This is a genomic window from Paraburkholderia kirstenboschensis (assembly GCF_904848585.1).
GTDB classification, from domain to species: Bacteria; Pseudomonadota; Gammaproteobacteria; order Burkholderiales; family Burkholderiaceae; genus Paraburkholderia; species Paraburkholderia kirstenboschensis.
This window is the reverse complement of sequence record NZ_CAJHCR010000018.1, coordinates 144,006-155,555: the sequence shown is the minus strand read 5'-3', so window position 1 is coordinate 155,555 and position 11,550 is coordinate 144,006. Positions and strand designations below refer to the sequence as shown.

Annotated in this window: 9 protein-coding genes and 3 pseudogenes; 6 read left to right on the top strand and 6 right to left on the bottom strand. The window is 59.2% G+C overall.

The window, feature by feature from the left end:
- The 3 genes and pseudogenes from JMY24_RS31650 to JMY24_RS31640 all read left to right on the top strand — a co-directional run.
- Positions 1-206: pseudogene (locus tag JMY24_RS31650) on the top strand (transposase); the annotation flags it as partial.
- Positions 207-698: 492 nt separating this feature from the next.
- Positions 699-1,250: a class I SAM-dependent methyltransferase gene (locus tag JMY24_RS31645; RefSeq protein ID WP_201703530.1), complete on the top strand. Its 552-nt coding sequence runs from the start codon at positions 699-701 to the stop codon at positions 1,248-1,250.
- Positions 1,251-1,505: 255 nt separating this feature from the next.
- Positions 1,506-2,689 (top strand): IS3 family transposase gene (locus tag JMY24_RS31640; protein ID WP_201703528.1). Its coding sequence is split into 2 segments (ribosomal slippage): positions 1,506-1,773 and positions 1,773-2,689, totalling 1,185 coding nucleotides; the frame shifts between segments, so codons are not numbered across the junction.
- Positions 2,690-2,891: 202 nt separating this feature from the next.
- Here the strand turns inward: JMY24_RS31640 and JMY24_RS38645 are convergent.
- The 5 genes and pseudogenes from JMY24_RS38645 to JMY24_RS31615 form a co-directional block, all read right to left on the bottom strand.
- Positions 2,892-3,128, bottom strand: a pseudogene (locus tag JMY24_RS38645) (cytochrome ubiquinol oxidase subunit I); the annotation flags it as partial.
- A gap of 72 nt (positions 3,129-3,200) precedes the next feature.
- Positions 3,201-4,625, bottom strand: a complete 1,425-nt coding sequence (locus JMY24_RS31630) for a c-type cytochrome (protein ID WP_201703526.1) — start codon at positions 4,623-4,625, stop codon at positions 3,201-3,203.
- Between the two features lie 2 nt (positions 4,626-4,627).
- Positions 4,628-6,265 carry a GMC family oxidoreductase gene (locus JMY24_RS31625; RefSeq protein WP_128598559.1) on the bottom strand — a complete coding sequence of 546 codons (1,638 nt, stop codon included), beginning with the start codon at positions 6,263-6,265 and terminating at the stop codon, positions 4,628-4,630.
- 30 nt (positions 6,266-6,295) lie between these two features.
- Positions 6,296-6,814 carry a sorbitol dehydrogenase family protein gene (locus JMY24_RS31620; RefSeq protein WP_201703524.1) on the bottom strand — a complete coding sequence of 173 codons (519 nt, stop codon included), beginning with the start codon at positions 6,812-6,814 and terminating at the stop codon, positions 6,296-6,298.
- A 355-nt stretch (positions 6,815-7,169) separates the two neighbouring features.
- Complete coding sequence (locus JMY24_RS31615; protein WP_128598561.1) at positions 7,170-8,501, bottom strand: hypothetical protein; 1,332 nt, start codon at positions 8,499-8,501, stop codon at positions 7,170-7,172.
- 633 nt (positions 8,502-9,134) lie between these two features.
- On the opposite strand from JMY24_RS31615, the pseudogene JMY24_RS39685 reads away from it, so the two are divergent.
- A pseudogene (locus JMY24_RS39685) lies at positions 9,135-9,563 on the top strand (NADPH-dependent FMN reductase); the annotation flags it as partial.
- Positions 9,564-9,631: 68 nt separating this feature from the next.
- On the opposite strand, the gene JMY24_RS31610 reads toward JMY24_RS39685, so the two are convergent.
- Complete coding sequence (locus JMY24_RS31610; protein ID WP_201703522.1) at positions 9,632-10,039, bottom strand: winged helix-turn-helix transcriptional regulator; 408 nt, start codon at positions 10,037-10,039, stop codon at positions 9,632-9,634.
- A 145-nt stretch (positions 10,040-10,184) separates the two neighbouring features.
- On the opposite strand from JMY24_RS31610, the gene JMY24_RS31605 reads away from it, so the two are divergent.
- Positions 10,185-11,183, top strand: a complete 999-nt coding sequence (locus JMY24_RS31605; RefSeq protein WP_128598563.1) for an aldo/keto reductase — start codon at positions 10,185-10,187, stop codon at positions 11,181-11,183.
- A gap of 16 nt (positions 11,184-11,199) precedes the next feature.
- Positions 11,200-11,511 (top strand): high-potential iron-sulfur protein, encoded by a 312-nt coding sequence (locus tag JMY24_RS31600; RefSeq protein WP_128598564.1) that lies wholly within the window; start codon positions 11,200-11,202, stop codon positions 11,509-11,511.
- The last annotated feature ends 39 nt before the right edge of the window (positions 11,512-11,550 follow it).

The following is an 11,550-nucleotide window of genomic DNA, read 5'->3' as shown; positions in this document are numbered from 1 at the left end:
TGACCGGCGCCAACCGTAACGACGTCACTCAACTTCAAGCGCTGGTCGAGGCAATCCCGCCGATCGGCGGCAAGCGTGGCAGACCACTATCGAAGCCTCGGGTCGTTCAGGGCGACAGGGGCTACGACCACGACAAGTATCGACGTCCACTGCACGCCGCCGGCATTGCAACCGAAATCGCTCGGCGTGGTCAGCCTCATGGTAGCCTTGTACCTGCGTATGACTGATTGATGGTAACTACTTGCGGGACCCCTGCTAAGGCAGAACCTTCCCGTCACCACATCGACGATATACACACGTATAAGAGCACTACGCTCACGAAGGACTGCCGCAACCGGTTCGTAGAATGGTTTTTGTGGGTCTATCCGCCTATTCTGATTTCGTCGACGTGGTGTTATCACAATGATCCCCGCCGGTTCCACGCGCCTGATGTGGGCAAATGGAACCACCTTTCGAGCCGGCTCAGGCCGGCTCTCTTTTTCACAGCGAAGTCGGTGAGTGGCGGCAAGGATCTGCCAACGGCGCATCGACAAGGGCGCGCTCGCGGTGTTTTCGCGTCGTGGTTGCGGACGTTTCGGTGCTGAGAGTGATAGCGACCGCCCGAGGTCTACCTCGTCCGTTGCCGTCCAATGTGCCTGGCGGCGCACAGTGATGTATAGGCGCGACGGCTATGCGCTCCTTTACCCTTTTCGACTAACGTGAAAGCTAAATTTCTTAGGCATTGGTTGCAGGATCCTATGTCTGTCGGCGCTATTGCACCGTCTTCCCGATATCTCGCCGCTGCCATGGCTGATGGGGCGGAGGCTTTTGACGCTATCGTCGAAGTGGGTGGGGGAACAGGCGCCATTACCCAGGCACTCGCGAATCGTAATCCAGAGGCGCGTCTGGTTGTATTCGAACTGTCGGAGCAACTCGCTGACGGCCTGCACGCGCGGTTTCCTCATGCTCAGGTGGTCGCCGGCGCATTCCACGAAAATGTCTCTGTGCTACACGATCTTCCTCAGAAAACGGTAGTCGTGTCGGGCTTGCCCTTCAGGTCATTGCCGGCCGGGATTGTGCGCCCAACAGTGGAAGCGCTGACTGATGTTTTGCGTGTAGACCAGGCGCGCCGCCTCGTCCAGTTCTCATACCGGCTACGCGCTCCATTTGCGGCGCCTGCGGGTTTTGTCTGGCGCAGGGTTTGCACTGTCTGGCGAAACGCCCCGCCTGCCAACGTGTGGGAACTTCAGGGAAATCCGGTTTCAGCCTGATGCGGTACTGAGGGGCAACAGCTCAATTTTTGGCAAACGCCTCGGGCGGGCATCGTGGTCGCGACGGAACTCTCTCCGACGCGACGTCCGTCCATCAGTTCATCGCGGCTGCGACAAGAAGACGGAATGGGAGCGCGGTCAGCATTGCAGCGGCAAACCCTACGCACCACAGAATGACAAGCCACATCATTCTGAGCTTGCCCCCGAAAAACGAATCCCTTGCTGAGCAGGTAAACTCAAGCAAGGAGAAGAACGATGACAAGCAAGGCAAAGCGAGCGCAGTACACGCTCGAGTTCAAGCTGGAAGCGGTGCGGCTGGTCAAGGCCGGGCAAAGCATGGCAGCGGTGGCGGCGACACTGGGCGTGGTTGAACAGACGCTGTACAACTGGGTGAAGGCTGACCGGGAAGGCAAGCTGGCGGGCGCAGGCACGAAGCCTGTGAGCCCGGAACAGATGGAGCTGGCGCGGCTGCGTGCCGAAGTAGCTCGCCTGAAGATGGAGCGCGACATTTTAAAAAAAGCCGCCGCGTACTTTGCCAGGGAGTCGATGTGAAGTACGCATTCATTGAGCGTAATCGACGCCACTGGCCAGTCTCGGTGCTATCTGAAGTGCTGGAAGTCAGTCCCAGCGGATATCATCAGCGCCAGCGACGCAGCGTACAGGACAAGCCTCACCGAAGCCGCGTGAGTAACGATGCATTGCTCGCAAACATCAAGGCCATTCACATACAGGTCAAGGGCGAATACGGCTGGCCGCGCATGTGGAAGGAACTGCTCGCACGTGGTGTACGCGTGGGCAAGGAGCGGGTTCGCAAGCTGATGGCGCAGCACGGCATTCGAGCCCGCCACAAGCGCAAGTACGTCGCGACGACAAACTCGAACCACGATTTGCCGGTTGCGCCAAATCTGCTGGAGCGCAATTTCACTGCCACAGCGCCTAACCAGACCTGGACAACCGACATCACGTATCTGGCGACGGCCGAGGGCTGGGTGTACCTCGCGGTCATCATCGACCTGTTCAGTCGGCAGGTGGTTGGCTGGTCGATGCAGCCGCACATGAAGGCCGAACTGGTCACGGACGCATTGCGCATGGCGTGGTTCCGGCGACGCCCTGACTCCGGCGTAATCGTGCATAGCGACAGGGGTAGCCAGTATTGCAGCGGCCTGTTTCAGCACACGTTGAAGGCCTATGGCATGCGTTCGTCGATGAGCCGACGCGGCGATTGTTGGGATAATGCGCCGACCGAAAGTCTGTGGGGTTCGCTGAAGGTCGCACGTATGCATGGAAGACATTTCGCCACGCGGCGTGCCGCGATGGATGAGGTAATTGACTGGCTGGGTTTTTACAATGCATGCCGGTTACACTCGACGCTCAATTACGTCAGCCCCATGACGTTCGAAAAGAACTGGGTCGCAGCTCAGAGAGGCGAAGCCGCATAATTCACCCAGCTATGGGATTCGTCAAACGAGGGCAAGGTCATTCGGGTTCCGTATAGACGGCTCCAATGTTCAGTTTTTTGTGGCATCACTTCCTCCGTGTATAAGATCATTAGTCATGCGTTCCACGGTGAACTTTGCCGCGGAATACCCAGTAGCCAGCAGTCGTGTAAGCAAGAATGATGGGGATGATGATCACCGTACCTATCAACGCAGCGGCGATGAATGCCGCTATACCCATGTGTGCCAGTCGATAGGGAAAGGATGGATTGAAGATGATCTGAAACCAGTCTTGAGGGACAACGTGGCCATTCTCAACGGTAATCGCTTGCGGGGTCTGCATCCAGCTGTTTGAAGCCACAATCCAGAAGGTGGAGGTCAGTGTGCCGACTGCCCTGACCGCCAAACTCGTCACCGTACAACGTGATGCTACTTTGTGCATAACCGGTGGCTGACAGATAGCTCGCCGACGAGCGCGGCTAGCAGAGTTCTCATCACGTTGTCTCCGGGAACCTCAGTGGGCACGCCTTCTTCTCCTGACGGTGACAAAAGCCAGGATCAGGAGCACGATGACCACCCCTGCCGCGATACCTATGCGGGAGAGCGCAAGAAGCGCAGACGTGGGCCCGCCGCGGCGCACCTCGGCAACGTCTTGCGCGGTGATAGGGATGTCGGCACGCCCGTAGTGAACAAGGACATAGTTGCCCGCAAGGGCGATCTCCTCATCGCTTAGAGCGGTGAAATCAGTGGGCTTGCCTCCGAATCCAGGCATGTATGCCTGACCTTTGGACGTCGTGCGATCTACGCCGTAAAGGATCGTGGCGATAAGGTTGTTGGCATTCACCGATCCTGTTGCCGAGTTGTGAAACAGGCTGGGATAGTAGCCATCCTTACTGCCTTGACCTTGAGCCGAATGACAGGAGGCGCAATTACCTTGAAACAGTTCCGCGCCGGTAGGATGGGCATCGTTGTCCGACCGGATCCCATCGGTGCCGCGCAAGGTGGCAAGGTCAGACGACATTTTTCCGGCAGTGAAGCGCGATGTGCTGTCCCGTGCGTCATGAATCGGAGGAACACTCTTCACATAAGTCGCAATGGCCTCGACATCCGCCGCCGAGAGGTACTGAAAGCTGTGCTCGACCGCTTCTCCCATGTCTCCCGCAGCCTGCGCCTTACCGCGCAGCCGCCCGGTGCGCAGGTACTCCACCAGTTGTTCCCTGGTCCAGCTACCAATACCGCTTGCTGTGTCCGACGTGATGTTTGGCGCGTACCAGGTTCCCACTTGCCCACCGGAGAGCTCCAGTCCGGCCTCTTCCTGCATCATGAAGCCGCGCGGAGTGTGGCACACACTGCAATGCGCGGCGCCCTGTGCCAGATACCTGCCTCGGTTCCATTCTGCGGATTGGTGAGGATTTGTCTGATAGGCATCCTTGTTCAGGAACAGCAGGTTCCACACTTTCAACGACGCGCGTAGGTTCATCGGGAACGGCAGCTTCGTGTCCGGCGCCCGTACGTTCACGGCCGTCACGCCGAACCTGAAATACGTGTAGAGCGCGTGTACGTCGTCATCGGTGAGGATCGAATACGACGTATAGGGCATCGCGGGGTAGAGGTTTGCGCCATCTGCCCGGATCCCGTGCCGGATAGCCTGAGAGAACTGCTCTTCCGTATAGCGGCCAATGCCGAATTCGTTAGATGGCGTGATGTTGGTCGAGTAGATCGTGCCGAGCGGCGAAACAAGAGGAAGCCCGCCTGCAAAAGGCCTACCTTGCGCGGTGGTGTGGCACGCCGCGCAGTCCGAAGCTTTGGCGGCATACTCACCGCGTTTGATTAACGCAGCGGTCTCGGGGGGGCCATCAGCGGCGTAGGAGGAAGCAGCCGCCATGCAGCCGGCAAACAGGACGAGCACGCGGCATAAACGATGACTGAAATTGCGCATGATTAGCCGTGCTTGAGTTGATCAACAATACCGTCGGCCGCCTTCAGTGCTAACGCCGCCATGGTGATGGTGCTATTTCCGCTGCCTCCAGTCGTCATCGCCGCGCCGCCCGGCAAGAACAGGTTATGGTGGTCGTGAGAACGACAGTCGACATCCACCACCGACGTAGCGGGATCGGCGCCCATGATGCAGCCGCCCATGATGTGATCGCTGTTCAGAAATTGGGTGGAGAGCTGGAAGTCAGTGGCGCCAAGTTCCGCGGCCAGGCGCCTGAGCAGCGGCACGGTATATTCCTTCGCGCTGCGACGTACATAATCCCCGACGTCGTTGTAGATGTTTGGCTTATTGATGCCAAGCCAATCTTTCTTGCTCGACAACGTCACACGATTTTGCGCCTGCGGGAGCGGCTCATGTTCGATGGTCAACCTTGCGGTGCACGCCGAGAGCCGTCGAATTTCAGCGTCGAGCGCGTTGCCGACCAGTCCTTTTTTCAATGCAGCAGCGCCGCCAATGCCACTGCGGGCGAAATTCTCCATGCGTATCATCGCGCCACTATGGCGGCTGCGGAAGTCGCCTTGAGATGTGTTCATGATGCTGCTGTTCTGAACCGGTCCAACCCCTGTCCACAGCGGCTCTGCAAACGTCACTTCCGCGATCAGCTTCGGCTGATCCATCATATTGCGCCCGACCTGATCGGAGCTGTTGGCAACCCCATTGGGGTTGTGCTCGTCCTTGGAAAGCAGCAGAAGTTTCGGCGTCTCTACGCTGTTGCATGCGATCACAAAGACTTTGGCAGTGACTCTGTGCGAAGCCTTGTCCGGATCAAAATAGTGGACCGCCTGGACGGAATGCTTCGCGTCGGTCTCAATCCGGTAGACCACTGCATTGGCCCGAATCCTGCCGCCTTTCGCCTCAATTTTCGGCAGGGCCGATGCCGCGTCGTACTTGGCTGCAATGGGGCAAACAGGAAAGCAGTTGTTGTTGCCGCAACACGGTGGCCGTCCGTTGTATGAAACCCCGCTGTTGCGCGCCTGAGGCGCGGGGAGGTTCTTCAGTCCGAGTCTGGCAGCGGCTTCCGTAAAACGCTGCTCTCCAGGCCCAAACGGTAGCGGCCCCATGGGATAAGGCCTGGAGCGTATCGGTGGCCATTGCAGCGCGGGGTCAGCCGGACCGCAAACGCCCATCGCGTATTCTGCGCGAGTGTAATAGGGTTCGAGTACGTGATAGTCAAACGCCCAGTCCCGTCCAACCCCGTAAAGGGTTTTCAGGCGGAAATCGTCCGGAACCATGCGCCAGCAAATACCTGCCCAGTGCCAGGTGGCGCCTCCTGCATAGCGGACATAGCCCTGGCGGAAGGCCCGGGCATCGGGCCCTTCCAGTTGAAGATATTCGACCGCCTCTGCGTCGGTGCGCGATTCCAGATGCGGCGCCCACGGTTTCGGTGGGTAGGGGGCATCGAAGTGGAGCCGAAGACTGGGAGGCAGATTGCGGTAATTTTCCACGATTCGCCAGCGGTCAACCCGGGGGCCTGCTTCGAGCATCAGCACGGACAGGCCTGCGTCCAGCATGTGTTCCGCGATCAGGCAACCCACGACACCCGTCCCCACGACAACGACGTCCGCGCTGTATTCATTTGCCATCTGGAAGCTCCTCTTGTCCGAAAACGCTCATTAGAATTTCGGCATGTCGCTCAACGGAGGCGCATCTGCACTCCAACCGCTCGGCCCCGATTTCGCGTAGGTCGGAATAGTCATGACGTCGACCGTCGGCTGGTACATCAGCGCGAATTCGTATGCAAAGACTTCCGCGCCTGGAGCGTCGGTGAGTACACCCATGTACCACGCGCTGATGATCGAAAGAGCGGTCCCTTTCAAAGGGCCTTGCGGAACGTCGGGAAAAAAGTCTTCGACGACGTGCGCATTTTTCTTTCTGGCAATCGCGAGCAATTCGATGATGTGATCGGGAAGCGACGGAGTCGCCGCACTCATGGCGCTAATGAGTCTTTTGCCGATGGCTCTATCCAGTTGGTGCGGAATCAGGAGCGACGAGATATCCATGAATCGTGTCAAGGGGTCGTCCGGCAAAGCGACATCCGGCAAAGTAGCCGATAGTGTCGGGAAGGCTGCAAACCCACCCAAAAGAAGTGCGCCTCCCACGACTATCCTGCGCCGACCGAGACTGAATTCCATAGGGGCGTCGTCACGATACTGATCAGGCATATGCTCCCACCATTAATAGCTGATACGGCTTGTCGGTTCTTAACGGGAAACCCAGCCTGAAGGTTATGCCTGCAAGATCAGCATGCCCATTCTACGAACGGACCGGGCTTCTCCGGCTTGGGAATAAGTGTCCTATACCCGCGTATGACCGGCTGACGGTTTACGGCCACCGGAACACTGTCGCGCTTGCTTGCGACACAGCTGCGAGTTGTCCAAACCTGTCGGCCCGTACGTGTCGGATCAACTCCAGGCCGAGGGCGAACACGAAGGCGATGGCCCTGCTCCGCAATCAGTCGCGTGGCTCGCGACCGGATTGCGTCGCGCTTCAGCGCGGTGCGATATAGACGCTGCCATTGGCCGAGTCGTGGCGGTTTGCCATCTCCTGCGACGCGTTCACCCCAACCTGTACGGGCCACGAGATACGCGCGTAGTCACCGACCACATACACCATGTTGTATGGGCCGTCGCCGGGAGAAACGAGGAATGTTGGGCGCACCACGGCAAAGTAGTCGGAGACCGGCGCCGGAAGCCGGTTCGGATCGTTCAACAGGAGCAGGGGTGCGTGGAAGCCGAGATGTGACAGGATCGCGGATCCCACGCACCCCTGCCAGTCATTTTCGTTGACCAGTGTGAAGCCATGGCCGGCGCCGTTCGCGTTCCAGCCGACCATCCCCATCGGATCCCACATGCGGGCAAATGCGACGCTCTCAGCAATCGGATTGTCGGCGGGCGGTGCATTGAACGCAACGGCATCATCGTTGGTGATTCGCGCTACCATGCCGTACTGGCCCAGTTGTCGCACAAGCTCTTCTGGCACCTGTTGCGGGCCGCCCATCACGTAGATAATGGCCTTGCCCATGCGCCGTTTCAGTGCGTCGACCGTTGGCGCCGGCAGATGATCCGCCTTGGGATCGATCCACACCGCCGCCCCGGGCATGTGGGAGATCCAGTGCGTGATGGGCAGCATCAGGCCCGGTGATTCCGTCGATCCCACGAACACGTCCATGACCCCGGCGCCGCCCCCGGCTGCAGAGGTCATCATCGTCGGCACCCCGCTATCCGGGTTCTCAATGTGGCCGTAGATCTCGTCGATCCGGTCGGCGAGCGCGAAGTCGTCCGCTGCCGTGATCGCTTCCGCTTTTAGTCCGAGCGTGGTGAGCTGCTGCATCACCGCGGGATTGGCGGCGGCGCCGACCGCAAAGACCTGCACACCATCGTGCCTCGCAATCCCGACGGGATGCAGGCGGCGCAGCTCCTCCATCGTTTCCGGCGGAATCCCGTCGGGACCGACAAACAGGACCGGCGCATTGTCGGGGAAATGGATGAGCTCGGTCGCGCTGATCCCGGCAATCTCGTCATCGGGGGTCAGCAGTGTGACGGCCCAGGGGCGGTCTGACGCCTTGTTGGCCTCGCCCGGCGCTGCCGGTGGCAGGGAAGCCGTGTACACATGGCGCGTTACTGCAATGGCCTCCTCGACCGGCGTGCGGCCGAACAGGCGCGTCGTGTACTCGGTATCGGCGATCAATGCACTGGGCTGGCCTGGCGGCGGGGGCGGGTTGTCTGCAGGAGCAGCTTGCGCTGCTCCGGCGGTCAGGAAGCCAAGCACGAGAGCAAACTGGTGAACGCGGCGGTGCTGCGGGCGCGAAGGAGGGGTCATGTTCGAGGCACTCCGATGAAGAAGGTTATAACTGGTGCGGTATCGGACGATCGATCCGCGTAAGTTAGGATTCCATAGGCTCATTGACGGAACACGACTCATGGTAACCGGCGCGTTCCGCGTTCAGCCATTGCGCTTACAGAGTGCTGCGACGTCGCAACGTATTGCGGCCATGACACTTTCGTCTTAGGGCTCGCTATGGATAAATGTCCCTATAGAGAGCGGCAGTCGTAATCGCGCCGTGGTCGCCCAATACGATCCATTCGTGCCAGTTAATGAAGTCTAGGCTAGCGCCGCTAAAAATCGTTCGAATGACAAGATAGGCGGACGCCGCAAAGAAGACGTTTCTACGAACGGTTACCGCAGTCCTCCGGGACCGCCGCGTTCTCATACGTATGTATATGTCGAAGAGTCCAGCAACCGACTGTTCGTGTTTTGCGGCATGTTCCGCGAGCCGTTATCCGTCACGCCGCCATACGCTCGTATAAGACAGCCATTCCCCTATATGAGCGGTCTATGTCGTTCGTAGGATGGTCGTGTTTGTCTCGCCCATCTAACCTGATCTTCAGCCGGGGCATTTGCGACGCACATTGTCCAACCTAAACATACCCTTCTGTCATCAACGGAGCGCCCATGTCGGAACCCTATGAAGTTGCTGTACTGTTTGGCAGTCTTCGCCAGGAGTCCCACAATCGCATGCTGGCCAACTCACTCGCGCAGATTGCACTTCAAAGGTTGTCGCTGCAGATCGTGGAGATAGGCGCGCTGTGTTTATACAACCAGGACCTCGAGGATGACACGCCGGTAGCCTGGAAAACTGTCAGACACGACGCCTCAGCAATGGATGCGGTTCTGGTCGTTACTCCGGAATACAACCGCTCCATTCCAGCCGTGCTCAAGAATGCTGTCGATGTAGTCTCCCGGCCTCATCGAGCAAGCGCATTGTTAGGGAAACCTGCGGCCGTTGTGACCTCGTCGCCGGGAGGAATGGATGGGTTCGGTGCGAACCATCACCTCCGGCAATCATTGGGTTGTATTGGCGTGAACGTCATGGCCATGCCTGAAGCATCCGTAGGCGGCATGGCTGGTCTGATTGACCAGCAAGGCGTCTTGATCAATTCCGGAACCAGTCAGCGATCGGTACGCTTTTCGCCGAGATCGAACTGCCGTCGCGCCGATTCCATTTCCGTCATATGTGCTTCCACCCAGTCCCAGATCCCACAGATCTTGTCGAGCAGACTGCGGCCTAGCGGCGTCAACTGATAGTCGACACGAGGCGGTATCACGGGATGCACATAGCGCGTGACGAGGCCGTCGCGCTCGAGCTGCCGCAAGGTCTTCGTGAGCATCTTCTGACTGACGCCCCCCACCTCATCGCGTAGCCGCGAGAAACGCATCTCGCCATGTGTGCCCAACGCGTCGATCACAAGGATCGTCCACTTGTCGGCGATCTGCTCGATGACGTTGCGCGCGAGGTCATCAGTTTTCTTCTGTGGGTTCTCGGCGCCGTGAGGGCCGTCGTAGCAATTTGTTTCCATGGGGAAAGTATGGAACCTTCAGGTGCCTTCTTGTGATCGCCGGATGCGGCTGAAATAATCGACCTGCCTGCCCGTCCTTTGGGCACGTCGCATTTTCTCAAACCGCATTCGACATGGATGCGGCGCTTTAACCAGAGAGCATCGCATGACTATTGAAACAATCGAAGTTGAGGGTTTATCGACACCTGTATCGCGCGTTGGCCTGGGCACATGGGCGATCGGCGGATGGATGTGGGGCGGCACTGATGAGAAGGACTCGATTGCGGTGATCCGCCGGGCGCTCGACAGCGGCGTGAATCTTATCGACACGGCGCCGGCGTATGGCTTCGGCGCATCGGAGGAAATCGTCGGCAAAGCGCTGGCCGATGGATATCGCCACAAGGCAGTCATCGCGACTAAAGTCGCTCTCGAATGGCAGGACGGCAAGGTATTTCGCAATGCTTCGCCGGAGCGCATTCGTCACGAAGTAGAGGATACACTTCGCCGCTTGCGGACAGATTACATCGATCTATACCAGATTCACTGGCCCGATCCGCTCGTGCCAATCGAAGAGACGGCCGCGGTGCTGAACGACCTGCGCAAGGAGGGCAAGGTTCGCGCGCTCGGCGTCAGCAATTTCTCTGCCGCGCAAATGGACGCGTTCCGCCGCGTGGCGCCGCTGTCCACCACGCAGCCGCCTTATAACCTGTTTGAACGCGACATCGACCGCGATGTGCTGCCTTATGTGAAACAGCATGGGCTGGTTGCACTCGCCTATGGCGCACTGTGCCGCGGATTGCTGGCAGGCCGCATCGGTGCCGAAACGCGCTTCGAGGGCGACGATCTGCGTCAACATGACCCGAAGTTCCGTGCGCCGCGTCGTCAGCAGTATGTCGACGCTGTGAAAGCACTGGACGTCTTCGCGCGCGATAACTTCGACAAGTCGGTGCTTGCGCTTGCCGTGCGCTGGGTGCTGGACCGCGGCCCGACGATTGCGCTGTGGGGTGCGCGCCGTCCGTCGCAACTGGACGGACTCGAAGCCGCGTTCGGCTGGCGCCTCGACGACAAGGCCTTTGCGCAAATCGACGCGATCGTCTCGCAATTCGTCAAGGACCCGGTAGGCCCGGAGTTTATGGCGCCGCCGCAACGTGTTCTGGTGTCGTGAAAGGAGTGTATTGAACATGCGAACCAATCGACGAACTTTCATTGTGCATACCGTTGGCGCCGCGGCGCTGGCAATAACCGGCGGCACGGCGTGGGCCGCGCCCACGCAGCTTCAGGAAAGCGATCCGGCCGCGCAGGCGCTCGGCTACCGGACCGACGCATCGCGCGTCGATCACGCGAAATATCCGCGCTTCAGCGCCACCCAGCGCTGCTCGAATTGCCAGTTCTATCAGGGCAAGCCAGCCGACACGAGCGCGCTTTGCGCGCTGTTCGGTGCGAAGCAGGTGAGCGGCGCGGGATGGTGCAACGCCTATCAGGCGAGAGCTTGATAGGCTTGGGCGGGTAAAGCGATACGGCGCATGACGACT

Coding starts and splice junctions, on each gene's coding strand:
- JMY24_RS31630 (WP_201703526.1), bottom strand. CDS start 4,625: ATGCGCAATTTCAGTCATCGTTTATGCCGCGTGCTCGTCCTGTTTGCC.
- JMY24_RS31625 (WP_128598559.1), bottom strand. CDS start 6,265: ATGGCAAATGAATACAGCGCGGACGTCGTTGTCGTGGGGACGGGTGTC.
- JMY24_RS31620 (WP_201703524.1), bottom strand. CDS start 6,814: ATGGAATTCAGTCTCGGTCGGCGCAGGATAGTCGTGGGAGGCGCACTT.
- JMY24_RS31615 (WP_128598561.1), bottom strand. CDS start 8,501: ATGACCCCTCCTTCGCGCCCGCAGCACCGCCGCGTTCACCAGTTTGCT.
- JMY24_RS31610 (WP_201703522.1), bottom strand. CDS start 10,039: ATGGAAACAAATTGCTACGACGGCCCTCACGGCGCCGAGAACCCACAG.
- JMY24_RS31605 (WP_128598563.1), top strand. CDS start 10,185: ATGACTATTGAAACAATCGAAGTTGAGGGTTTATCGACACCTGTATCG.
- JMY24_RS31600 (WP_128598564.1), top strand. CDS start 11,200: ATGCGAACCAATCGACGAACTTTCATTGTGCATACCGTTGGCGCCGCG.